21 protein-coding genes and 1 riboswitch are annotated in these 23,404 nt (G+C 69.9%); of the genes, 9 read left to right on the top strand and 12 right to left on the bottom strand.

Features of this window, described 5'->3' with window-relative positions; all coding sequences use genetic code 11:
* The 6 genes from ACPP3B_RS11050 to ACPP3B_RS11025 are packed head-to-tail and all read right to left on the bottom strand — an operon-like array spanning window position 1 to window position 6,676.
* Window positions 1-1,062, bottom strand: a complete 1,062-nt coding sequence (locus ACPP3B_RS11050; protein ID WP_424859013.1) for an iron chelate uptake ABC transporter family permease subunit — start codon at window positions 1,060-1,062, stop codon at window positions 1-3.
* Window positions 1,059-1,997, bottom strand: coding sequence for an ABC transporter substrate-binding protein (locus tag ACPP3B_RS11045; RefSeq protein WP_424859012.1), 939 nt, complete (start codon window positions 1,995-1,997; stop codon window positions 1,059-1,061). The genes ACPP3B_RS11050 and ACPP3B_RS11045 overlap by 4 nt, the downstream gene beginning before the upstream one ends.
* Window positions 1,994-2,557, bottom strand: coding sequence for a bifunctional adenosylcobinamide kinase/adenosylcobinamide-phosphate guanylyltransferase (locus ACPP3B_RS11040; RefSeq protein WP_068609296.1), 564 nt, complete (start codon window positions 2,555-2,557; stop codon window positions 1,994-1,996). The genes ACPP3B_RS11045 and ACPP3B_RS11040 overlap by 4 nt, the downstream gene beginning before the upstream one ends.
* Window positions 2,550-3,413, bottom strand: a complete 864-nt coding sequence (locus ACPP3B_RS11035) for a cobalamin-binding protein (protein WP_424859011.1) — start codon at window positions 3,411-3,413, stop codon at window positions 2,550-2,552. The genes ACPP3B_RS11040 and ACPP3B_RS11035 overlap by 8 nt, the downstream gene beginning before the upstream one ends.
* On the bottom strand, window positions 3,410-4,801 hold the full coding sequence (locus ACPP3B_RS11030; protein WP_424859010.1) for a cobyrinate a,c-diamide synthase: 1,392 nt from the start codon (window positions 4,799-4,801) through the stop codon (window positions 3,410-3,412). Before ACPP3B_RS11030 ends, ACPP3B_RS11035 begins: the two co-directional genes overlap by 4 nt.
* Before the next feature lie 9 nt (window positions 4,802-4,810).
* On the bottom strand, window positions 4,811-6,676 hold the full coding sequence (locus ACPP3B_RS11025) for a TonB-dependent receptor domain-containing protein (protein WP_424859009.1): 1,866 nt from the start codon (window positions 6,674-6,676) through the stop codon (window positions 4,811-4,813).
* A 78-nt stretch (window positions 6,677-6,754) separates the two neighbouring features.
* Window positions 6,755-6,997, bottom strand: a riboswitch (cobalamin riboswitch).
* 37 nt (window positions 6,998-7,034) lie between these two features.
* On the opposite strand from ACPP3B_RS11025, the gene ACPP3B_RS11020 reads away from it, so the two are divergent.
* The 3 genes from ACPP3B_RS11020 to ACPP3B_RS11010 all read left to right on the top strand — a co-directional run bounded on the left by ACPP3B_RS11020 (window position 7,035) and on the right by ACPP3B_RS11010 (window position 8,740).
* On the top strand, window positions 7,035-7,244 hold the full coding sequence (locus ACPP3B_RS11020; RefSeq protein WP_424859008.1) for a DUF904 domain-containing protein: 210 nt from the start codon (window positions 7,035-7,037) through the stop codon (window positions 7,242-7,244).
* Between the two features lie 11 nt (window positions 7,245-7,255).
* Entirely contained in the window at window positions 7,256-7,609 is a 354-nt protein-coding gene (locus ACPP3B_RS11015) for a cell division protein ZapA (protein WP_299020440.1), read from the top strand.
* A gap of 318 nt (window positions 7,610-7,927) precedes the next feature.
* On the top strand, window positions 7,928-8,740 hold the full coding sequence (locus ACPP3B_RS11010) for a sulfite exporter TauE/SafE family protein (RefSeq protein WP_424859007.1): 813 nt from the start codon (window positions 7,928-7,930) through the stop codon (window positions 8,738-8,740).
* Here the strand turns inward: ACPP3B_RS11010 and rraA are convergent.
* The gene (rraA, locus tag ACPP3B_RS11005) at window positions 8,719-9,225 is read right to left on the bottom strand and encodes a ribonuclease E activity regulator RraA (RefSeq protein WP_424859006.1); all 507 of its coding nucleotides are present in this window, start codon (window positions 9,223-9,225) and stop codon (window positions 8,719-8,721) included. The two genes, ACPP3B_RS11010 and rraA, sit on opposite strands and share 22 nt — an antisense overlap.
* A 231-nt stretch (window positions 9,226-9,456) precedes the next feature.
* On the opposite strand from rraA, the gene ACPP3B_RS11000 reads away from it, so the two are divergent.
* Window positions 9,457-9,783: an SWIB/MDM2 domain-containing protein gene (locus tag ACPP3B_RS11000; RefSeq protein WP_424859005.1), complete on the top strand. Its 327-nt coding sequence runs from the start codon at window positions 9,457-9,459 to the stop codon at window positions 9,781-9,783.
* A 95-nt stretch (window positions 9,784-9,878) separates the two neighbouring features.
* Here ACPP3B_RS11000 and ACPP3B_RS10995 read toward each other — a convergent pair whose 3' ends face one another.
* The 4 genes from ACPP3B_RS10995 to ACPP3B_RS10980 form a co-directional block, all read right to left on the bottom strand.
* Complete coding sequence (locus tag ACPP3B_RS10995; protein WP_424859004.1) at window positions 9,879-11,063, bottom strand: branched-chain amino acid ABC transporter substrate-binding protein; 1,185 nt, start codon at window positions 11,061-11,063, stop codon at window positions 9,879-9,881.
* A 116-nt stretch (window positions 11,064-11,179) separates the two neighbouring features.
* Window positions 11,180-11,542, bottom strand: a complete 363-nt coding sequence (locus ACPP3B_RS10990) for a hypothetical protein (RefSeq protein WP_424859003.1) — start codon at window positions 11,540-11,542, stop codon at window positions 11,180-11,182.
* Window positions 11,539-12,015 (bottom strand): DNA polymerase III subunit chi, encoded by a 477-nt coding sequence (locus tag ACPP3B_RS10985; protein ID WP_424859002.1) that lies wholly within the window; start codon window positions 12,013-12,015, stop codon window positions 11,539-11,541. Before ACPP3B_RS10985 ends, ACPP3B_RS10990 begins: the two co-directional genes overlap by 4 nt.
* Window positions 12,016-12,030: 15 nt before the next feature.
* Window positions 12,031-13,536: a leucyl aminopeptidase gene (locus tag ACPP3B_RS10980; protein WP_424859001.1), complete on the bottom strand. Its 1,506-nt coding sequence runs from the start codon at window positions 13,534-13,536 to the stop codon at window positions 12,031-12,033.
* 30 nt (window positions 13,537-13,566) lie between these two features.
* Between ACPP3B_RS10980 and lptF the strand changes: the two genes are divergently transcribed.
* The 4 genes from lptF to ACPP3B_RS10960 are packed head-to-tail and all read left to right on the top strand — an operon-like array spanning window position 13,567 to window position 17,988.
* Window positions 13,567-14,706 carry an LPS export ABC transporter permease LptF gene (gene lptF / locus ACPP3B_RS10975; protein ID WP_424859000.1) on the top strand — a complete coding sequence of 380 codons (1,140 nt, stop codon included), beginning with the start codon at window positions 13,567-13,569 and terminating at the stop codon, window positions 14,704-14,706.
* The gene (gene lptG, locus ACPP3B_RS10970) at window positions 14,703-15,812 is read left to right on the top strand and encodes an LPS export ABC transporter permease LptG (protein ID WP_424858999.1); all 1,110 of its coding nucleotides are present in this window, start codon (window positions 14,703-14,705) and stop codon (window positions 15,810-15,812) included. The genes lptF and lptG overlap by 4 nt, the downstream gene beginning before the upstream one ends.
* A gap of 20 nt (window positions 15,813-15,832) precedes the next feature.
* Complete coding sequence (locus ACPP3B_RS10965; protein WP_424858998.1) at window positions 15,833-16,771, top strand: CysB family HTH-type transcriptional regulator; 939 nt, start codon at window positions 15,833-15,835, stop codon at window positions 16,769-16,771.
* A 26-nt stretch (window positions 16,772-16,797) separates the two neighbouring features.
* On the top strand, window positions 16,798-17,988 hold the full coding sequence (locus ACPP3B_RS10960) for a pyridoxal phosphate-dependent aminotransferase (protein ID WP_424858997.1): 1,191 nt from the start codon (window positions 16,798-16,800) through the stop codon (window positions 17,986-17,988).
* A gap of 33 nt (window positions 17,989-18,021) precedes the next feature.
* On the opposite strand, the gene hrpA is transcribed toward ACPP3B_RS10960, so the two are convergent.
* On the bottom strand, window positions 18,022-21,981 hold the full coding sequence (gene hrpA, locus ACPP3B_RS10955; protein ID WP_424858996.1) for an ATP-dependent RNA helicase HrpA: 3,960 nt from the start codon (window positions 21,979-21,981) through the stop codon (window positions 18,022-18,024).
* 70 nt (window positions 21,982-22,051) lie between these two features.
* Between hrpA and argA the strand changes: the two genes are divergently transcribed.
* Entirely contained in the window at window positions 22,052-23,401 is a 1,350-nt protein-coding gene (gene argA / locus ACPP3B_RS10950) for an amino-acid N-acetyltransferase (protein ID WP_424858995.1), read from the top strand.
* Window positions 23,402-23,404 lie beyond the last annotated feature (3 nt).

The raw sequence follows: 23,404 nt of genomic DNA, 5'->3' as shown, positions 1-23,404 counted from the left end.
TCATGCCCCCTGCCCCCGCAGCCGCCCGCGGTGCATCAGCCACAGCAGGTAGCCGCCGCCCAGCACCGCGGTCAGCACGCCCACCGGCAGCTCCTGCGGCGCCAGCCATCCACGCGCCAGCGTGTCGGCCGCCAGCAGCAGCGCGCCGCCCATCGCGGCGGCCAGCGCCATCAGCCAGCCGTGCGTCGTCGGCACCAGCGCGCGCACCAGGTGCGGCGCCGCGAGTCCCACGAAGGCGATCAGCCCGGTCTGCGCCACGGCGCTGGCGGTGGCCAGCGCCAGCACCGCCACCAGCGCCAGACGCAGCGTCGCCAGCGGCATGCCGAGGCTCGCGGCGGTGGCCTCGCCGAGCGCCAGCGCGTCCAGTGCGCGCGCCAGCAGCGTCGCCGCCGCGGTGCACAGCGCGGCGGCCGCCAGCATCAGCCCCGCCGAGGGCCAGCCGACGAACGCCGTGGAGCCGAGCAGAAACGCCTGCATCGCCTGCAGCGCATCCGGCGCCAGCAGCAGCACGGCCTGCGTGCCGGCCCCCAGCACCACGCCGACCACCACCCCCGCCAGCAGCAGCCGCAGCGTGTGCTGCACGCCGCGCGCCAGCGCCAGCGTCAGCAGCACCGCCGCCAGCGCCCCGACGAACGCCGCCCCGGTCAGGCCCAGCCGCACCCACAGGCTCGACGACAGCACGCTCCAGCCAGGGGCGCCCGCCCCTCCAAGCATGCCGGCCGAACCGCCCAAGGCCACCAAGGCGAGTGCCACTGCCAGCGACGCCCCCGCCGCGCTGCCGAGCAGGAACGGGTCGGCCAGCGGGTTGCGGAACAGCCCCTGCGCCACCGCGCCCGCCACCCCGAGCAGCGCCCCGGCGGCCCAGGCGCCCAGCGCGCGCGGCAGCCGAATCTCCCACACGATCTGCGCGGCCAGCGCCGCCTGCCCCTCGTTCGGCGGCGATGCGAGCAACGTCCACACCGGCTCCAGCCCCTGGCTGCCGACGCTGACCGCCAGCGCCAGCAGCCCCGCCGCCGCCGCGAGCAGCGCGAGCAACACCCCGGCGGCGCGGCGCGCGTTCACGGGCGTCCTCCCGCCGCAGAGGTCGCGCCTGCCGCCGGGCGCGCCGGGGCGGCGGCGCGCGCCAGGCAATCGGCCATCAGCCGCGCCGCCTCGGCCATGCGCGGCCCCGGGCGCACCAGCACGTCCGACTGCGCGGCGTCGAACGCGCACACCCGCCCCTGCCGCACCGCGCGCAGCCGCGCCCAGCCGGGCCGCTGCGCCAGCGCCTCGGCGGCGCGGCTGCTGACCAGGATCACGTCCGGGTCGGCGCGCACGACGAACTCCGGGTTCAGCTTCGGAAAGGGGCCCAGCGCTGCCGGCACCACGTTGCGCGCGCCGAGCCGCTGCAGCGTCTGGCCGATGAAGGAGGCCTCCCCCGCCGCGTAGGGCCCGGGGCTGACCTCCATATAGACGCGCAGCCCGCGCGCCGCTGGCGGCAGCGACTGCGCCGCCGCCGACACCCCCGCGTCGATCGCGCGCCAGACGCGTGCCGCATCCGGCACCTCGAGTAACGCCCCCAGCGTCAGCAGCACGCGCTGCACGTCGGGGTGCGTGCGCGGCTCCAGCGCCACCACCTTGAGGCCCAGCGCGCGCAGCCGCTCGATCGCGCGCGAGGAGGTGGCCAGCAGCACCACGTCGGGCCGCAGCGCCACGATCGCCTCGATGTTCGGATCCAGCCCGCCGCCGACGCGCGGTACGCCCGCGAGCGCCGGCGGCCAGTTGGTGTAGCGATCCACCCCCACCAGCCGATCGCAGCGGCCGAGCTCGCACACCGCCTCCGACAGCGACGGCAGCAGGCTGACGATGCGCTGCGGCGGCTGCGCCAGCCGCACCTCCACGCCGTGGTCGTCGGTGATGCGCACCTCGGCGCGCGCGGGCCAGCCGGCCAGCAGCGCGGCGGCCAGCCCCAGCGCCCCCGCCCATCCGAGCCGCGCAAGCCGCCTGAACCCCATCATCCCGACCCCTTCACAGTGAGCGGGCAGCCCGCCACCATCAGCGTGACGCGCTCGCAGCAGGCCGCCACGCGCTGGTTCAGCGCGCCCAGCGCATCGACGAAGGCGCGCGCCTCGCTGCCCAGCGGGATGACGCCCAGGCCGATCTCGTTGCCGACCAGCACCACCGGGCCGCTGACGGCCTGCAGCGCCTGCTCCAGCGCCTGCATCGGCGGCTCCAGCGTCTCCAGCTCCACCGCCGCCGCCCGCCCCGGCGGCCACGCCAGCTGCGTCAGCCACAGCGTCAGGCAATCCACCACCACCAGCGCCTGCGGCGAGCTCTGGCGCTCCAACGCCTGCGGCAGTTCCGCGCCGGTCACCTCCAGCGTCTCCAGCCCCGGCACGCGCGCGGCGCGCTCGCGCCGGTGGCGCTCGATGCGCGCGCGCATCTCGGCGTCGCGCGGCTGGGCGGTGGCCAGCAGCACCGCGCGGTGGCGCGCATCCGCCGCCAGCCACTGCGCCGCGCGGCCTTCGGCCCAGCGCGACTTGCCGCTCTTCTGCCCGCCCAGCACCAGCTCACGCATCGCGGGCCTCCCTTGGGGGCTCGCCGGGAGCCGCACGGCCCGCCCCGTCCATCCAGGCCAGGATCAGGCGGTGCAGCTGCGCCACGCCGTCCGTCAGCGCCGCCGGGCCGGGCTGCAGGATGTCGGCGCTCTTGATCTCGTGCAGCTGGCCGTCGCGCACCGCCGGCACGTCCTGCCAGCCGGGGCGCGCGGCCACGCGCTCGGGCCGGAACTTCTTGCCGCACCACGAGCCGATGATGAGGTCGGGGGCGCGACGTACCACCTCCTGCGGATCCGGCAGCACCCGGTCCTTGCCGAGCGGCTCGCGCGCGCGCTCCAGGAAGATGTCCTGCCCGCCGGCCAGCTCGATCAGCTCCGACACCCAGCGGATCCCGGTAATCGGCGGGTCGTCCCACTCCTCGAAGTACACCCGCGGGCGCCGTGCGCCCTGCCGCAAGCGCTCCCGCACCGCGGCGCGCATCGCGGCGTGCTGCGCCCGCATCGCCTCCAAGAGCCGCTCACCCTGCTGCGCGCAGCCGACCAGCGCCGCCACCTGCCACAGCATCGCAAAGATCTCCTCGACGCTGCGCTGGTTGAACACCGTCACCGCCACGCCCGCGCGGATCAGCGCCGCGGCGATGTCGGCCTGCAGGTCGGAAAAGCCGAACACGTGATCCGGCCGCAGCGCCAGGATCTTGTCGATCTTGGCGTTCAGGAAGGCGCTGACGCGCGGCTTTTCCTGCCGCGCCTGCGGCGGGCGCACCGTGTAGCCGCTGATGCCGACGATGCGGTGCTGCTGCCCGAGCAGGTAGAGCCACTCGGTGGTCTCCTCCGTCAGGCAGACGATGCGCTGCGGGCCGAAGTCGGGCCGGGTCATGCGGCGGTCTCCTGCACCATCACCGAGGCTGGCCCCTCCTGCGGCACGGGCAGAAACAATTGCGCCGCCGCCTGCGGAGCCGAAGCAAACCAGGCGTGAAAGTAACTCGCCCGGACCGGCCCGTGGCGCCAGATGGCCTCAGGCCGGCCATGCGCCCGCGCCGGGGTGGTGTGCGCCGCGGGCGCAAGGGCAGTCTGCGTCTCCGAGTAGTGAAAGGTATGCCCGCGCAGCTCGCCCCAGGGTGTCGCCCACGCATGCGGCCCCAGCGCCACGAGCCGCGCGCGCATGACGGCCTCGCCCGGCAGCAGCCCCCACATCGGCACGCGCCGCCCGTCGGCCAGGGTCAGGCCCTCCAGCAGCGCCAGCATGCCGCCGCACTCCGCCCACACCGGGCGGCCCGCCTGCACGTGGCGCTGCACGCTGGCGCGCGTGCGGCCCGCGGCAGCCAGCGTGTCGGCGTGCAGCTCGGGGTAGCCACCCGGCAGCCACAGCGCATCGGCGTCGGGCAGCGGCTCGTCCGCCAGCGGCGAAAAGAACACCACCTCCGCCCCCAGCGCCTGCAGCGTCTCCACGTTGGCGGGGTAGATGAAGCTGAACGCCGCATCGCGCGCCACCGCGACGCGGCGCCCGGCCAGCCACGGCTCCACCACGGGCAGTTCGGCCGGCACCTCCAGCGCCACCGCCCAGCGCTGCCATTCGGACCCATCGAGCTGGCCCAACGACGTGCCCTCCAGCGCATCGGCCAAGCGATCCAGCCGGACCAGCGCATCGGGCAGCTCACCAGTCTGCGTCAGGCCGAGGTGGCGCTGCGGCAGGGCAAAACCTTCGTCACGCGGCAGCGCTCCCCACCAGGGGCCGTCGCCGTCGCGCAGCGCCGCTTGCAGCATCTGCGCGTGCCCCGTGCCGGCGACGCGGTTGGCCAGCACCCCCGCCCACGGCAGCCCCGGCCGGTAGTGGTGCAGCCCGTGCACCAAGGCGCCGAAGGTGCCCGCCATCGCCCCGGCGTCCACCACCGCCAGCACCGGGATGCCCAGCCGCTGCGCCAGGTCGGCGGCACTCGGCTCACCGTCGTAGAGGCCCATGACGCCCTCGACCAGGATCAGGTCGGCCTGCTGCGCCGCGCGCGCCAGCCGCGCGCGCACGTCGGCCTCGCCGTTCATCCAGAGGTCGAGGTTGTCCACCGGGTGGCCGCTGGCTCGCTCGAGCCATTGCGGGTCAAGAAAATCCGGCCCGCACTTGAACACCCGCACGCGCCGCCCCTGGCGCGCGTGCCAGCGCGCCAGCGCCGCGGTGACGCTGGTCTTGCCCTGACCGGAGGCCGGGGCCGCGATCAGCAGCGCGGGGCAGCGCATGGCGGCAGCGTTTACAGCGGCGGCACTGTTGGTCATGACCGGGCCTCAGCGTGGGGCCCAGGTCAGGCCGACGAACACCGTGCGGCCCGCCGTGGCATAGCCCAGCACCGATTCGTAGGCGCGATCGGTCGCGTTGTCGATGCGGGCGAGCAAGCGCCAGTCGCGCCCCAGCGGCCGCTCGGCCGTCAGGTTGAGCAGGGTGTACCCAGGCAGCCGCTGGGTGTTGGCCGCGTTGTTGTAGCGCTCGCCCACGTATTGCACCTCGCCACCCAGGCGCCAGCCGGCCAGCGCGGTGTCGGCCGTCAGGGTCGCCTGCGACCGCGCGCGGCGCGCCAGCCACTTGTCCGTCAACGCATTCTTGGGTCGCATCACGTCCCACGAGCCGCCCAGGTTGACCGCACCGACCCGGGTGCCGCCGCTGAACGTCACCCCCGTGATGCGGGCCCGCCCGACATTGCCGTAGCAACCGGCGTACGTTCCCACGCCGTTGACGCACGGCCCCGGCCCACTCACGTAGCCGATCAGGTCGCGCACGCGGTTGCGGTAGACCACCACGGCCAGGCGGTCCGTGCCGGATTGCCAGTGCACACCGGCCTCGACGTTGTGCGCGGTCTCGGCCTTCAGGTCCGGCGTGCCGTAGATGCTGAAGCGCTGAAACAGCGTCGGCACCCGGAACGCCGTACCCGCCGACGCCGTCAGGCGCAGCGTGCGGCTGACGTCATAGCCATAGGCCAGCAGCCCGGTGGACTGGCCGCCGAATTCGCTGTCGTCGTCGTGGCGCGCATTGACCTGCAGGTTGTGCGGCCCCGACCGCCAGCCGTAACCCACGGCCAGGGCGTTCTGGTGGCGGTCGGTGCGGGCCGGCGTGGTGCTGCGGTTTTGCAGCGCATCCTCGCGCCGCTCCAGATCGACCGTCATCAGGCCCTGGCCCAGCCGCACTTCGTTGCGCAGCAGCGCGGTGGTCACGCGCGTCTCGGTCAAGTACGGCGACGGCGTCGTCTCGTAGCGGTCGGTGCCGCGGGTCAGACTGGCGCGGGTGGACCAGACATCGCTCCACTGCGCCGTCCAGTGCAGCCCGGCCGTGCGCAGACGGTGCAGGCTCTGGTCGTCCAGCCCAGGCGTGAAACCGTCGTAATCGGCGCGCTGCCGGCTGTCCAGCAGCGTCACATCCAGCTTCTGCCCGGGGGCCACCTGCCAGCCAATGCGGCCGGACAGGTTTTCGTTGCGGTAGCCGTCGCGGTCCGGGTTGCCCAGCGGCTGGACATTGAAGCCGTCGCTGCGCTCGGTCCCCACGCCCACCGCATAGTCCACGCCCTCGGCGCCACCGCGCAGCGACACCCCGAGCGTGCGCGTGTCCTGACTGCCCAGCCCCACCCGCACCGAGGGAAAGAACCCGGCCTCGCCCTGCCGCGTGAAGATCTGCACGACCCCGGCCAACGCATCCGAGCCATAGATGGCCGCAGCCGGGCCGCGCAGCACCTCGATCCGGTCCACCTGCGACAGCGGGATCGCATTCCAGGTGGCCCCGCCGGTGGATTGCGAATCGATGCGCACCCCGTCGATGAACACCGCGGTGAAACGGCCCTCGGCGCCGCGCAGGTAGACGTTTGTCGTCGTGGCCGGTCCGCCGTTGCGGCTGATGGTGACACCCGGCACCCGCGCCAGGACATCGGCCAGCGCGGCGGCGCCGCTGCGCTCGATCGTGTCGCGGTCGATCACCGTCACATCGGCGATCACGTCGGTGATGGGCTGCTGCGAGCGGGTGGCACTAACCACCACCGCCCCCAGGGACGGGCCGGCCCCAGCCGGGGTGTCATCGGCCGCATGGGCCAGGGGTACACACAACAAGGCACCCACCGGCAGGGCAGGTACGAGCGCAGCCGCGGCGGCGCGCGCGAGAGGCGTTTTCATGAAAGCACGAACCAAACGAACGTGTCCTCACCGCCTTCCCCGACGGTGCGTGGACGTCACGATCCGCCCGACTGCGTCGAGCCGATCACCGCGTTGGCCGGTATCCGGGCTGGTGGAAGCAACCTTCGCGGGCCTTCCCAGATGCCAGGCATCCAGTGACCGACGGGCGAAAGCGGGATACGTGCGCGACACGCACCCGTCCACTTACCGTTGCGGGGGCAGCGCTGGTTAGGACCCCGCCGCAGGCCGGCAGTCCCCCCAGCTTCCCGTTTAACTGCGGCACGAGAACCATGCCGCGAGCACCAACTTGCAACGATTGTAGTGCGAAGGCTTGCGCCAACCCTACAATTCGTGGGTCATGACACCCGCGATCATCGAAGAACTGGCCCAGCGCCTCGACCGCTTGCTGCTGCGGTACGAGGAGCTGCGGCGCACGCAGGCCCTGCTGCAGCAAGAGGTACGGCGCTTGACGCTGGAGCGCGACCAGTTGCACGCCCAGTGCGCAGCGGCTCGCCAGCGACTCGATGCGCTGATCGCACGCCTGGGCTCCGCAGAGGACGCGCCATGAACAAACCCTCCATCAAACAGGTCGAGGTCCAAATCATGAGCCAGACCTACCTGCTGGCCTGCCCGGTGGACGGTGAAGAGGCGCTGCGCGAGGCGGTGGCCAAGGTGGACGCGGCGATGTGCCGCATCCGCGACGCCGGCAAGGTCAAGGCGCGGGACCGTATCGCGGTGCTGGCGGCGCTCAACATCGCCTTCGACGCCGCCCATCGGGATCCGGCACTGGCGTTTCGGAACTCGTCGTTCGGCGCGCCCGATGGTGCGGACGGCGGCGACAGCGCAGCGTTGCCCGCAGGAACCGAAGAGGCACTGCGGACCATGGTGGCGCGCATCGATGCGGCGCTGTCCGACGACGACCGGCTGCTGTGATTCTCGGCGCGGCCAGCCACCGCGTCAGGTGCTCCCGACACCCCAACCGAGGCGTACAATACGAAACGTCTGCCATCCGCCGGGCTTTATATTCCTTGAACCAATGCTCTTAGAGCCCGGGCTTGGTACATTGCGCAGTGGGCGTGATCGTCTCGCGTCAGACGAACCCGAAGCTGCGCTGCCCTCGCCCACCTGAACCCCCGCGTTCAGGATGCCGGCCTGGCGGCTTGGCAGACACCCTCGCTGATTTCCCCTCACGCCACACCTTGACGGCGGTGCTGCCACCCCCGGCGGTGCTGGCGGCGCCCTCCCCTCGAAATGCTGGAACCGTTGTTGATCGCCGAGCTCGTCGCCCTGGGGCTGGTGACGGGTTTTTTGGCAGGACTGTTGGGCATTGGCGGCGGCATGTTGATGGTGCCGTTTCTCACCTTCATCCTGCACCATCGGGGCGTGGCCACCGATCTGGCGGTGAAAATGGCGATTGCGACGTCGATGGCGACCATCGTCTTCACGTCGCTCTCCAGCGTGCGCGCGCACCACCGACGCGGGGCCGTGCGCTGGGATCTGGTGGTCCGGCTGGCACCCGGCATCGTCCTTGGCGCTGCGCTGGCCGGCGCCGGTGTGTTCCGCGTATTGCAGGGCCGCTGGTTGGCGCTGCTGTTCGCCGGGTTCGTCGCGTTTTCGGCCACGCAAATGCTGCGCGCGCACCCGCCAAGCCCTGGTCGCGGGCTACCCGGCCCGGCGGGGCAGCTCGCCGCGGGCGGCGCCATCGGCTTTCTGTCCGGCTTGGTGGGCGCGGGGGGTGGCTTCATCAGTGTGCCGTTCATGACGTGGTGCAACGTGGCCATGCACCAGGCCGTGGCCACCAGTGCGGCCTTGGGCTTTCCCATCGCGCTGGCCAATGGCGTCGGCTACGTCTGGTCGGGGTGGAACGTGGCCGGGCGCCCGCCAGGCTCGCTGGGCTACATCTATCTGCCAGCCTTGGCTGTGATTGCAAGTGCAAGTGTGCTGATGGCCCCCATGGGCGTGCGCGTGGCGCACGCGCTGCCGGTGCGCACGCTCAAACGCGCCTTTGCTTTCATGCTGTACGCGCTGGCGGCGGCGATGGCCTACCGCGCGTGGAGCGGTTGAGGCGCGACCACCACACCATCCTCATCGGCATAGAGCCACTCACCGGGCCGAATCATCACCCCTTGCACCAACACGGGACCATCACGCTGGCCCTGCCCGCGCTTGTCAGTGGGCAATGGGTGTGCGGCCAACGCGCGAATGCCCACCGCGCAAGCGGCCAGCTCGGCCACGTCGCGCACACAGCCGTCGACGACGATGCCCGCCCAGCCGTTGCGCGCCGCCGCTGCTGCCAAATTGCCGCCGACAAGGGCCCGCCGCAGCGACGCCCCGCCATCGACCACCAGCACGCGGCCTTGGCCGGGCTCATCGAGCGCGGCTTTGACCAGGCTGTTGTCCTCGTGGCATTTGACGGTGCTCACCGGCCCGGCGAAGCGCACGACACCGCCGAAATCCCGAAACACGGGCGGTAGCACCCGGAACTCACCGCTGCTGTCCCCCTTGTGGGCATCACACAGATCGCAGGTGGAAAAGGCGATCGAGGTCATCACATCTCCCGAAACATGCCGCATCACAACCCTGCCGATCATAGACGAGGACACCCAGGCGTCTGCGCCACGCAACGCCCGCGGCGCCATGCCCCCGGGAAAACCCACCCTCCGGACTGAAACGCACGCGCCACACTGGAAAAACCCCGTCTTTGGGGTTACGATGCGATCATCCACGGGGTGCCCGCTGCACTTCGTGGCCGAGCACGCAACCAACCAAAGGAATCTTCCATGGCCACTGCGAAAAAAGCTGCCACCACCACGTCCAAGCCCGCGACCAAGACCGCCAAGCCCGCTGCTGCGCCCAAGCGCGCCGCCAACTCGGCGTTCATGAAGCCGATGACGCCCAGCGCCGAGCTGGCGGCCATCGTGGGCGCCAAGCCGCTGCCGCGCACCGAGGTGACCAAGAAAGTGTGGGAATACATCAAAAAGAACAAGCTGCAGGACGCCGCCAACAAGCGCATGATCAACGCGGACGCCAAGCTCAAGGCCGTGCTCAAAAAGCCGCAGGTGTCGATGTTCGAGATGACCAAGATCATCAGCACCCACCTGTCCTGATCGACACCGCACGCCGGCAGCCCATGCGGCCGGCGGCGACGCAAGAAAAAACCCCGCCGCAGCGGGGTTTTTCATGGTCCAGCGCAAACGCGTGATCAGCGAATCACGGCGATTTCCGAACGCTGGCCACCCTTGTAGGTGTACAGCGTCAACGCGCCATTCTTGATGTCACCCTTCTCGTCGAACTCGATCTGACCGGTCACGCCCTTGTGGCTGATGGCCTTGAGCGCAGGCAGGTACTTGGCCGGATCGGCGGAGTTGGCGTTTTGCATGGCCTTGGCCATCACGTGCACGGCGTCGTAGACGTACGGGGCATACACCTGGACATCCATGCCGAACTTGGCCTTGTAGTCGGCGCGGAACTTCTCCATACCGGCCTTTTGCTCGCCCTCAACGCCACCCGCTTCCGCGCAGTACACCTGCTCGTCGGCCATGCCGTCGCCCGCCAGCTTGGGCAGCTCGGACGTGCAGATGCCGTCGCCGCCCATGAACTTGGCGTTGATGCCGAGCTGCTTCATTTGCTTGAGCATCGGGCCCGCCACGGCGTCCATACCACCGAAGAACACCACGTCGGGCTTCTTGGCTTTGATCTTGGTCAGGATGGCGTTGAAGTCGGTGGCCTTGTCGTTGGTGAACTCGCGATCGACGATTTCACCGCCAGCGGCCTTGACGCCTTTTTCGAACTCGTCGGCCACGCCCTGGCCGTAGGCGGTGCGGTCGTCGATGACGGCGATCTTCTTGGCGCCGAGCTTCTCAACCGCATAGCGACCCAGCGTGCGGCCCAGGTGCGTGTCATCCGCCACCATGCGGAAAACGTTGTTGAAACCCTGGCGGGTGTACTTGGGGTTGGTCGCCGACGGCGAGATCTGCGGGATGCCCGCGGCGTTGTAAATCTGCGACGCGGGGATGGTGGTGCCACTGTTGAGGTGGCCGATCACGCCGTTGACCTTGGCGTCGACCAGCTTCTGGGCCGCCGCCGTCCCTTGCTTCGGATCCGCCGCATCGTCTTCAGCCAGCAGCTCGAACTTGACCGGCTTGCCTTCGATCTGGATACCCGCCGCGTTGAGCTCCTCGATGGCCATGCGGGCACCGTTTTCGTTGTCCTTGCCCAGGTGGGCGATGGGACCACTGGTGGGACCGACGTGACCGATCTTGACGACCAATTGTTCGACCGCAGGACCTTGAGAGGTGGCGGCGGGTTTGGCTTCTTCCTTCTTGCCGCAGGCAGCCAGGGCGATGGCAGCGGCAGCGACGATGGCCAGTTTGTATTGCAGTTGCATGGTGACCCTTGTCAAAAAACGGTTGAACGGATTGCGCAACACGGAACTTTTCGCGCAGGCCTTTACGATACACGAAAAACAACCGCCCTATCCGCTCGGGGGTAGGGTCTGCCCCGTCATCTACGGGTTGTCCCTAATGCGCTGACGATGGCTCGTCGCACGTCTTGGGCGATTTCGTCGCGCACGGCATCGGCAATGGTGCGCGCACCTGTCTCCAACTGGGCGAGGACCCAGGCCTGTAGCGCCTCGGCAACGCGTGCCTGCAGCCGCGGCAACAGAGCCGCCATGACGCGGTCGGTCAGCTCGTCGACCAGCGCGGGGTCTGGCTCTGATACCCCACGCGAGACAACCAGGGCCGAGGCCTCGCCCGCTGGCGGCTGCCCGTCACCCACCAGCGGTGCGGCCGCATCCGAGAGGTGCGGAACGACGTCGGTCAGCGTCGGCACGACGGGCGGCGGCTGGCGCCCCGGCGGCGTCACGATGGTGCCTCCGCCGGTGCGCTGGCGGCGCGCCGCAAACGGTCGTGTGCCACCAGCGTGCACCCCATGGCCTGGTAGCGGCGCCAGCGTTGACGCGCCGCCGCCTTGTCGTCCTCGTCGGTGGAGACCACCTCCACCACGCGCGCCCATCCACGCGGCGCATCGAGCACCGTCGGCCACTGCGGCTGCGCGTTGACAAGCACGGCGCGCCCCCCCTCCACGGTATCGGTGGGCGCCGCGATCACGATCGGGGCGCGCTGGCGCAGCACCGGCGGCGCATCGGCGCACACGTGGGGCACGAAATCATCCGCGGGCAACGTCCATAAAGCCTGGTCGAGGGCCGTCACCTCGTCGGGCGCCACCACCACCCACACGCGCACCCCTGCTTCATAGGCTTTGGCCAGCAGGCGGCACAGGTAGGCGCTGCGCTGCGGCCAGGCCGCCGGCACGTTGAGGTGAAACGCCACGTCCATCGCATTGGCCTCCGGTCAACCGGTACGCCGGCCACCGCGCCGGCGGGCCGGCACGGCGGCATCGGGCGCGCCCCGCGCTGCCTCGTCGAGCAAGTAGCGCGCCAACAACGGCACGGGCCGCCCCGTGGCGCCTTTGTCCTTGCCGCTTTTCCAGGCCGTGCCGGCGATGTCCAGGTGCGCCCAGGGCGTGGTGCCGACGAAGCGCTGCAGAAACTTGGCCGCCGTCACCGCGCCCGCAGGGCGCCCGCCTACGTTCGCCACGTCGGCAAACGACGACTGCAACGCCTCGGCGTACTCATCGTCGAGCGGCAGGCGCCAGCCCACGTCGCCGGCTGCCTCGCCGGCCCGCAGCAGCGCCTCGGCCAGCGCGTCATCGCTGGCAAATACCCCCGTGCGCACATGCCCCAGGGCGATGACGCAAGCCCCGGTCAGGGTCGCGACGTCGATGATGGCGCGCGGCTGGAAGCGCTGCGCATACGTCAAGGCGTCACACAGGATGAGCCGCCCCTCGGCATCGGTGTTGAGGATTTCGATCGTCTGCCCGCTGAGGCTGCGCACGACGTCCCCGGGTTTGACGGCGCGCCCGCTGGGCATGTTCTCGCAGGCGGGAATCAGTCCCACGACGTTGATGGCCGGGCGCAAGCGCGCCAGCACCTCGAACGTGCCCAGCACACTGGCGGCCCCGCTCATGTCGAATTTCATCTCGTCCATCTCGGCCGCGGGCTTGAGCGAGATGCCGCCGGTGTCGAAGGTGATGCCCTTGCCGACGAGCACCACGGGTGCCTGCGCCTTCGCCGCCCCGCGGTAGCGCAAGATGATGAAACGCAACGGCTGCTCCGAGCCCTGCGCGACGGCCAAAAACGCCCCCATGCCGAGCTTGGCCACTTCTTTGGGCCCGAGGACTTCCACGTCGATGCCCCGGCCCTGCAGCGCCTGCGCGGCGTCGGCCAAGGCGGTCGGCGTGGCATGGTTGGCGGGCCGGTTGGCCCACTCCTTGGCCAGCTCCTGACCATGAACGATGGCCACCGCTTCGTCGAAGGCGGCGCGCGCCGGCCGTGCGTCGTCGACGCCAACGGTCACGCTCGCCAGCGTGCGCGCCTTCGGCGCCGACAGCGTCGTCGTGTAGCGATACGATGCCGCCGCCAGCGCTTGCACGGCCGCCTGCAACGCGGCCAACGACAGGCCACCGGCGTGCAACAGCAGCGAACGCACGGGCGCGCCAGCTTTGATCGCGCCCCAGGCGGCGGCCACCGCCTGCCGCACACGGCGCGCGCTGCCATCGCCGCAGCGCACCAGCACTACGCGCCGCGGGCGCACGCCCGGCAGGCGGTGCGCAGCCAGCCATTGGCCCGGCTCGCGTGCCAGGTCGCCGTCGGCCAGCGCCTGGCGCGCCCAGGCCGACAGCACATCGACCTGCGCCACGTCGGCGTCGTCAGCGGCATCGGGCCACAACACGACCAAGGCGTCGGCATCCATCGATGCGGCCTGGTGTCGAGTGAGGGTCTGTAGTTGGAAGTCCATAATGCGGGGTGTCCTCGAGATCTGCCGTCGATGTTATTCGAATCCACGATCCGCCGCGAGCTCGCCCGCGGCTTTGGCGCCGCGCTGGTGGTGATGCTGACCGTCGTCGTCACGATGCTGACGGTGCGCACCCTTGGCCAAGCCAGCCGGGGCGAAGTGGACCCGCAGGCGCTGGCCCTGTTCTTGACCTATGGCATGTTGGGCCAACTGGGGCCGGTGCTGACGGTGGCGCTGTTCGTGGCCGTGGTGGGGACGCTGTCGCGCATGTACCGCGACAGCGAGATGGTCATTTGGCACATGAGCGGCGTGGGGCTGGCACGCTTTTTGGTCCCCGTGGTGCGTTTTGCGTGGCCGGTGTGGCTGGCGGTGGGGGTCCTGACGGCGCTCGTGGCACCCTGGGCCCAGCAGCAGCGTGACGAGCTGCGCAGCCGCTACGAACAACGCGGCGACCTGGACCGCGTGGCGCCGGGCCAGTTTCAGGAATCCAGCGGCGGACGCCGGGTATTTTTCATCGACCGCGACCCGCCCACGGGCGGTGATGCGGGCACCGGCGCGTCGGCGGTCCGCGAGGGGCGCAACGTCTTCATTGCCAGCACCGAGCCCGACGGCAGCGAGACCATCGTCTCGGCCCGCAGCGGGCGCATCGTGGTCGAGGACGGCGTCACCTACCTGGTGCTGCGCGACGGCCAGCGGCTGTGGCAACCCCCGGCCCACCAGACCGACGGGCTGCAAATCAGTGAATTCGAGTCGTACTGGGTGCGCGTGCGCACCGGCGGGGCGGCCAGCGGCGACAGCGGCCGACGCAGCACCCAGCCGACGCTGGCCTTGATCCGCGACGGATCGGCGGGCAGCCGCGGCGAGCTGGCCTGGCGCGCCGGGCTACTGCTGAGCGCCATCAACCTGGTGCTGCTGGCGGTGGCGGTGGCGGCCGCCAACCCCCGGGTCGGCAAGAGCGGCAACTTGTTGTTCATGCTGCTCGCCTTCGTGACCTACTACAACCTGCTGGGCGTGGGCAAGGACTGGATTGCGCGCGAGCGCGTCGGCGCGCTGGCCTTCATGGCGGTGTTACACGGGGGGGTGGCGCTGGGCGCGCTGCTGTGGATGGCGCACCGCGAGCAGCCCTGGTGGCTACGCGTACGGCGCTCGCGCCTGGCGGAGGCGGCGGCATGAAGACGGTGCGCCGCCTCGTCTACGGCGAGATCCTGATCGCGGTGGCCTTCGTGCTGCTGGCATTTCTCGCGCTGTTTTCGTTTTTCGACCTGATCGATGAGCTGTCGGGGCTGGGGCGGCCATCGCTGCTGCAGCCGGGCGAGCGCTACACGATCGCCGATGCGCTGCTGCACGTGGCGCTGCTACTGCCGAGCCGCCTGTACGAGCTGATGCCCATCGCGGTGCTGATCGGCACCGTCTACGCGCTGGCACGGCTGGCGCAAGGGTCGGAATTCACCGTGTTGCGCACCAGCGGACTGGGGCCAGGGCTCGCGCTGCGCCTGGTGGCGTTGCTGGGGGTGCTGTTTGCGCTCGTGACCTTTGCCGTGGGCGACTACGTCGCCCCTTGGGCCGAGCGGCAGGCGCAGTTGTTCAAAGCACAGTTCCGCGGTGGTATCAGCATCGGCCAGACGGGCGCCTGGCTGCGCGAGCGCGCAGAGGGCACCCACACCTCGGTCAACGTGCGTGCCCTCGCCCCCAACGGCGAATTGCAGGGCATTCGGCTCTTTGTCTTCGACGACCGCGGGCGCGTGCAACAGACGGTGCGTGCGGCCAGTGGCTCGATCGACGCCGAGGCGGGGGTTTGGCGGCTGCGTGACGTCGAGCGGCAGCGCTTCGACGACCCGCAGCGCACCTTGCGCGAGACCCTGCCCATGCTGGACTGGCCCTCGACACTGAGCGCCGACATGCTCACCGTCGCCTTGCTCAAGCCCGAGCGCATGCGCACGCTGGATCTGTTTCAGTATGTGCAACACTTGCAGGCCAACGAGCAGACCACGCAGCGCTATGAAATCGAGTTCTGGCGCAAACTGTTCTACCCCTTGAGCTGCGTGGTGATGGTGGTGTTGGCACTCCCGTTCGCCTACCTACATTTCCGCGACCAGGGCCTGTCGGCGTACGTCTTTGCCGGCATCCTGATCGGCATCAGCTTCTTTTTGGTCAACAGCGTGTTCGGCCACATCGGCAACCTGCAGGGCTGGCAGCCGTGGCTGGCCGCCGCAGCACCATCGGCGCTGTATTCGCTGCTGTCGCTGGCAGCGTTTGCGTGGCTGGTGCTGCGTCGCTGACGCTGAGGAGTCCAACTGCCGTGAATCTGCATCAGTTTCGCTTCGTGCTGGAGGCCGTGCGACGCAACCTCAACCTGACCGAGGCGGCGCGCGCGCTCCACACCTCACAGCCCGGGGTATCCAAGGCCATCCTCGAGCTGGAGGACGAACTCGGCATCGATATCTTTGCCCGCCACGGCAAACGCATCAAGCGGCTGACCGAGCCTGGCCAGCACGTGGTGCGCAGCATCGAGATCATCCTGCGCGAAGTGCAAAACCTCAAGCGTATCGGCAACGAGTACGCCGCCCAGGACAGCGGCACGCTGTCGATCGCCACCACCCACACCCAAGCGCGCTACGTGCTGCCGCCGGCGGTGGCGCGCCTGCGCCAGGCGTATCCCAAGGTGGCGGTGACGCTGCACCAGGGCGCGCCCGATCAGGTGGCACGCTGGGTGCTGGAAGACGCAGCCGACATCGGCATCGCCACCGAGTCGCTCTCCCAATACGACGACCTCGTCACTCTGCCCTGTTATGAGTGGCAGCACGCGCTGGTGCTGCCACCCGGCCACCCGCTGCTCGAGCGCGAGCGCATCGGCCTGGAAGACCTGGCTGCATACCCGCTGATCACCTACCACCCGACGTTCACCGGCCGCACGCGCATCGACCACGCCTTCGCGCAACGGGGCTTGAGCCCCCAGATCGTGCTGGAGGCGATCGACTCGGACGTCATCAAAACCTACGTCAAACTCGGCATGGGCGTGGGCATCGTGGCCGAAATGGCGGTGCAGGGTGACGAACGCACGCCCGAGCTGATCGCCCGCCCTGCGGGCTACTTGTTCGGGCACAACGTGGCGCGGGTGGCTTTCAAACGTGGCGCTTACTTGCGCCAGTTCGTGCTGCGCTTTGCCGAATTCCTGAGTGACCGCCTCTCGCGCGACCTGATCCTGCGCGCGATGGAAGGTGGCGGCCACGACGACTAGCTCTGACGCCCGACGCCCCCGCGACCATGAACACCGCACCGCTTTCCCCACCGCCCCGCTCCCCTGCGCTGGCCAGTCGGCTGCCCCACGTCGGCACCACCATCTTTACCGTCATGTCCGCGCTGGCGCAGGAGTGCGGCGCGGTCAACCTGGGTCAGGGGTTCCCCGACTTCGACTGCGACCCCCGCCTGCCCCAGGCTGTCACCGAGGCCATGCAGGCGGGCCGCAACCAGTACCCGCCGATGACGGGTGTGCCCGCGCTGCGCGAGGGCATTGCGCGCAAGGTCGAGGCGCTGTATGGCCGCCGCTACAACCCGACCAGCGAGATCACGGTGACGACGGGCGCCACACAGGCGCTGCTGACCGCCATCCTCGCGCTGGTGCACCCCGGCGACGAAGTGGTCGTGCTCGAGCCGTGTTACGACAGCTACGTGCCCGCGATCGAACTGGCCGGCGGCACGCCGGTGCGGGTGTCGCTCGCGGCCGGGACGCTGCGGCCCAATTTCGACCGCCTGGGCGCCGCGCTCACCCCGCGCACCCGGGCCATCATCGTCAACACGCCGCACAACCCCAGCGGCACCGTGTGGCGCGCCGACGACCTGCAGCGCCTGTGGGCCTGCGTCGAGGGCACCGACACCTGGATCGTCAGCGACGAGGTGTACGAGCACATGGTGTACGACGGACAGGCGCACCACAGCCTGGCCACCCACGCCGGACTGGCGGCGCGCACGCTCATCGTCTCCAGCTTTGGCAAGACCTATCACGTCACCGGCTGGAAGGTTGGCTACGCGCTCGCGCCCGAGCCGCTGATGGCCGAGTTCCGCAAGGTGCACCAGTTCAACGTCTTTACCGTCAACACCCCGATGCAGCACGGCCTGGCGGCCTACCTCGCCGATCCGGCGCCGTACCTGGGGTTGAGTGCCTTCTACCAGGCCAAGCGCGACCGCTTCCGCGCGGGGCTGGCGCGCACGCGCTTTGCGCTGCTGCCGTGCGAGGGCACCTACTTCCAGTGCGTGGACTACCAGGCGTTGGCCGTGCCCGAGCGCCAACTGGACGAGGCCGCCTTTTGCGAGTGGCTCACGCGTGAGGTGGGGGTGGCCGCGATTCCGCTGTCGGCCTTCTACGGCGACGGGCGCAACCAGGGGCTGGTGCGTTTTTGCTTTGCCAAACGCGACGAGACGCTGGACGCGGCCCTGCAACGGCTGGCGCGGCTGTGACGCCCGTGTCGCGTGCGCCCCGCAGCGGCAGCGCTACGGGTTGGTGCCGATCTGTGCCCACACCTTGTCCAGCCGCTTGGCGCTCACCGGGTACGGTGTGCGCAGCTCTTGGGCAAACAGGCTGACGCGCCACTCCTCCAACATCCAGCGCAGCTCGGCCAGCCGGCCCTCGATTCGGCCCTTGCGCTCGGCCACCAGGCGCCAGAAGCGCTGCTCGTGCGGGTGCAATTCGCTCATGCGGGCCGCATCGCGCGCCGGGTCGGCGCGGCACTTGTCCAACCGCATCTGCACCGCTTTCAGGTAGCGCGGCAGGTGCACCAACTGCTCCCAGGGCGTCTCGAGCAAAAAGCGCTTGCCCACCAGACGTTGCAGGTGCGCTTGCTCGTCAGCTGCGGTGGCGGCCGGCGGCTTGGCGTCGCGCAACTTGCGCTGCGCCGCTGCCCATTCGGTGAGCACCTGCGCGGCCAGCCGCGCCACCTCCTGCGCGATCAGCACGAAGCGGCTGCGGCCCTCCTGCAGCCGCTGGGCGAATATCGCCTCGTCACTGGGCCACGGCGGCGATAGAAACGCCCGCTCCAGCGCCACATCGACGATCTGCGCGCGCAGCTCCTCTTGCGTGCCCAGCGGCATGTACAACACCGCCATGCGCGGCAACTCGGGTAGGCTGCGCTCGAGCCCCTTGAGGGTGTCGCGCAACTGCAGCGCAAACAGACGCCGCAACCCCTGCCGGTGCTGCGCTTGCGCCACTTCGGGCTCGTCCACCACGGTCAGCGTCACCGCGTCGCCCGCGTCCACCAAGGCGGGGTAGCCGATCAGCGTTTGCTTGCCCTGCCGGATTTCCATCAACTCGGGCCAGGTGCCAAACGCCCACTGCGTGTAGCGGGTGCTGGCATCCCACCCGGTCGGCGCGGCCTCTTGCGGGGACGGACCGCTGCCGCTGGCCGTGACCGCCGCCGTCGCCGTCGCAGCACTCGGCGCGTCGGGTTCACGCCCCGCTGCCGCCTGCTCGGCGGGGCCTTCGCCCAGCCGCAGCGCCGCCAGCGCCGCAAAGGCACCGCGCGCCTGCGCCCCCCACTGGGCTTTGAGCGCCGCCAGATCGCGGCCCATGGCCAACTGGCGCCCGTGCTCGTCGAGCACGCGGATGTTGAGCAGCAAGTGGGGGGGCAACGTCTCGAGCTTGAAATCCGTGCGCTGCACGGGCAAGCCCGTGCGCTCGCGCACACGGGCCAGCAAGGCATCCAACAGGCTGCCGCGGGCCCAAACGTCGGGTGCTGACAGGGCTTGGGCCAGCGCCTGCGCGGTCTCGGGCAGCGGCACCAGCCGCGCGCGCGGCTTTTGCGGCAGGCTCTTGAGCAGCGCCAGCACCTTCTCGCGCAGCATCCCGGGCACCAGCCACTCCGCCCGCTCGGCCGACACCTGATTGAGCGCGAACAGCGGCACATCCACCGTGACGCCGTCGCGCTCGTGGCCAGGCTCGTGCAGGTAGTGCACGCGGCAGTCTACGCCGCCCAGCCGCAGCACGGGCGGAAACGCCTGCGAGGTCACTCCCGCCGCCTCGTGCCGCATCAGCGCCTCGCGGCTGAGCATCAGCAGCTGCGGCTGCGCACGCGCCGCTTCACGCCACCAGCGCTCCAGCGCCCGCCCGCTACACACGTCGGCCGGAATCTGACGGTCGTAGAAGGCGTAAATCAGCTCCTCGTCCACCAGCACGTCCTGCCGCCGCGCTTTGTGCTCGAGCTGCTGCACCTCGCGCAGCACGCGCCGGTTGTGCGACCAAAAGGGCAACCGTGTGTCCCAGGTATCCTCGGTCAGGCCCGCCACCAGCGCTTCGCGGATGAAGACCTCGCGCGCGCGCACGGGGTCGATACGGGCAAACGACACCCGCCGCTGGCTGTATACCGTCAGCCCGTAGAGTGTGCCGCGCTCGCTGGCGACGACCTCGGCGCTGCGCTTTTCCCAGTGCGGATCGCCCACCTGGCGCCGAATCAGGTGCGCGCCCACCTCCTCCAGCCACTGCGGCTCGATGGTGGCAATGCCGCGCCCGAACAGGCGCGTGGTCTCGACCAGCTCGGCGCACAGCACCCAGCGCCCGGGGCGTTTTTTTAGCCGCACGCCCGGGTGCGGCACGAATTTGATGCCGCGCGCCCCCAGGTACACGTCCTCGGTCTCGTGCTTGCAACCCACGTTGCCCAGCAGCCCGGCCAGCAGGCTCAGGTGGATTTGCTCATAAGTCGCGGGCTGGGTGTTGGGCTTCCAGCCATGCTCGGCGGCCACGGTGTGCAGTTGCTGGTGGATGTCACGCCACTCGCGCAGCCGGCGCAGGTGGACGAAGCGCTCGCGCAGCAGCGCCTCGTACTGGCGGTTGGACAGCCGGTGGGTCGGCGGCTCACCCGGCGCGTGCACACCGCCGCGAGCTTTCTCCAGCCAGTCCCACAGCTTGAGGATACCGACGAACTCGCTGCGTTCGTCGTCGAACGCCGCATGCGCCTGGTCGGCCTTGGCCTGCGCCTCCAGCGGACGCTCGCGCACGTCCTGCACGCTCAGCGCGCTGGCAATCACCAGCACCTCGGCCAGCGCGCCACGGTCGCGCGCAGCCAGAATCATGCGCCCCACGCGCGGGTCCAGCGGCAGGCGCGCCAGCTCGCATCCGAGCGGGGTCAGCGCCAGCGCCTCGTCCAGCGCCCCCAGCTCCTGCAGCAACTGGTAGCCGTCCGCGATCGCGCGCCGCGACGGCGCCTCCAGAAACGGAAACGCCTCCACATCGCCCAGACCCAGCGCCTTCATGCGCAAGATCACCCCTGCCAGCGATGAGCGCAGAATCTCCGGATCGGTGTAGCGCGGCCGCGCGGCAAAGTCGGCTTCGTCGTATAGGCGGATGCAAATGCCCTCGGCCACGCGGCCGCAGCGGCCGGCGCGCTGGTTGGCCGCGGCCTGGCTGATGGGCTCGATGAGCAACTGCTCGACCTTGCTGCGCAGGCTGTAGCGCTTGACGCGGGCCAACCCCGAGTCGATCACATACCGAATGCCCGGTACCGTCAGCGATGTCTCCGCCACGTTGGTGGCCAGCACGACGCGCCGTCGGCCACTGGGGTGAAAAATCCGGTTTTGCTCGGCGGCGCTCAGCCGGGCGTACAGAGGCAACACCTCGGTGTCGCGCAGCGCGGGCTGGTGCGACAGGTGGCGGCGCAAATAGTCGGCCGCGTCTCGTATCTCGCGCTCACCCGGCAAAAAGACCAGGATGTCGCCCGCGTGCGCACCGCCGCGCCAGAGTTCGTCCACGGCATCCGCGATGGCCTCGTTCAGCCCATAGTCGCGGCTGTCTTCGAACGGGCGCCATCGGATCTCGACCGGATAGGTGCGGCCGCTGACGTGGATGATGGGCGCGGGCCCGCGCGCGGACGCGAAGTGCTGCGCGAAACGTTCGGCGTCGATGGTGGCCGAGGTGATGATGACCTTGAGGTCCGGGCGGCGTGGCAGCAGCTGCTTGACGTACCCGAGCAAAAAGTCGATGTTGAGGCTGCGCTCGTGCGCCTCGTCGATGATCAGGGTGTCGTAGGCGCGCAGCAGCGGATCGCGCTGGGTCTCGGCGAGCAAAATACCGTCCGTCATCAGCTTGATGGCGGCACTGGGCTGCACACGGTCGTGAAAGCGAATCTGGTAGCCCACCAGCTCACCCAGCGTGGTGCGGGTCTCCTCCGCGATGCGTGCCGCCACCGACGTGGCGGCCAGCCGCCGGGGCTGGGTGTGGCCGATCAGCGGCCGGCGCCGCCCTGTGCCGGACTGCCAGTCCAGGCCGCCGCCACGGCCCATGGCCAGCGCGATCTTGGGCAGTTGGGTGGTCTTGCCCGACCCCGTCTCGCCGCTGACCACGACCACCGGATGCTCGCGCAACGCGGCCTCGATGTCGGCGCGGCGCGCCGATACCGGCAACGTATCGGGAAACTCGATCACCGGCGCTCGGGCCGGCTGATGGCACACTTCGTTCTGTGGCATGACCGCGCGATTATCCCGATCCTGCACGCACCCGCACGCCTGCGCACGCTCTACCCCAACCGCCCGACCGATGTCCAACGTCTTTCACTTCACCTTCGTGCCCTGGTTCCGCTCGGTGGCGCCCTATATCCACAAATTTCGCCACCAGACCTTCGTGGTCGGGGTACCTGGCGAAGCGATCGCCGCCGGCAAGCTGCCCAATTTGGTACAGGACTTGGCGCTCATTCAGAGCATGGGCGTGCGCGTGGTGCTGGTGCACGGCTTTCGCCCGCAGGTGGACGAGCAGTTGCGCGCCAAGGGGCACGCTGCCCGCTTCCACAACGGCATGCGCATCACCGATTCGGTGGCGCTGGACTGTGCCCAAGAGGCCGCCGGGCAGCTGCGCTTCGAAATCGAAGCCGCCTTCAGCATGGGGTTGCCCAACACCCCCATGGCTGGGGCCACGGTGCGCGTGATTTCGGGCAACTTCATCACCGCGCGACCGGTGGGCATCGTCGATGGCATCGACTTCCAGCACTCCGGGCTGGTGCGCAAGGTCGACACCGCGGGAATCGTGCGCGCGCTCGACATGGGTGCCCTGGTGCTGCTGTCGCCGTTTGGCTTTTCGCCCACGGGCGAGGCGTTCAACCTCAACATGGAAGAGGTGGCCACGAGTGTGGCCGTGGCGTTGCAGGCCGACAAGCTGATCTTCGTGACCGAGGTGCCTGGCATCCGCGTGCGGCCGTTCGACCCACCCGGCGATGACAACCCCATCGACACCGAACTGCCGCTGGCCGATGCCGAACGCATCCTCGCCGAAGCCCCGGTGCCGACCGTGCCAACCGACCCGGGCTTTTACCTGCAATACTGCGTGTGCGCCTGCAAGGGTGGCGTCGAGCGCAGCCACATCATCCCGTTTGCGGTCGATGGCTCGCTGCTGCTGGAGGTGTACGTGCACGACGGTATCGGCACCATGGTGGTGGACGAAAAGCTCGAGAGCCTGCGCGAGGCCACCCCAGACGACGTCGGTGGGATCCTGCAGCTCATCGAGCCGTTCGAGAAAGACGGTACCCTCGTCAAGCGCAGCCGCACCGAAATCGAACGCGACATCGCCAACTACACCATCATCGAGCACGACGGCGTCATCTTTGGCTGCGCGGCGCTGTACCCCTACCCCGAGGCCCGCACCGGCGAAATGGCGGCACTGACCGTCTCGCCACAGGCGCAGGGCCAGGGTGACGGCGAAAAGCTGCTCAAGCGCATCGAGCAACGCGCGCGCCTGATGGGGCTGGAGAGCATCTTCGTGCTGACCACCCGGACCATGCACTGGTTCCTCAAGCGCGGCTTCCAGCCGGTGCCGCCCGACTGGCTGCCCGAGGCGCGCAAGCGCAAATACAACTGGGACCGGCGCAGCCAGGTGCTGGTCAAGCGCCTGGGCTGAGCC

This window comes from Tepidimonas sp. HKU77, assembly GCF_049728535.1.
Classification (GTDB): domain Bacteria; phylum Pseudomonadota; class Gammaproteobacteria; order Burkholderiales; family Burkholderiaceae_C; genus Tepidimonas.
This window is presented reverse-complemented; position numbering and strand designations above follow the sequence as displayed.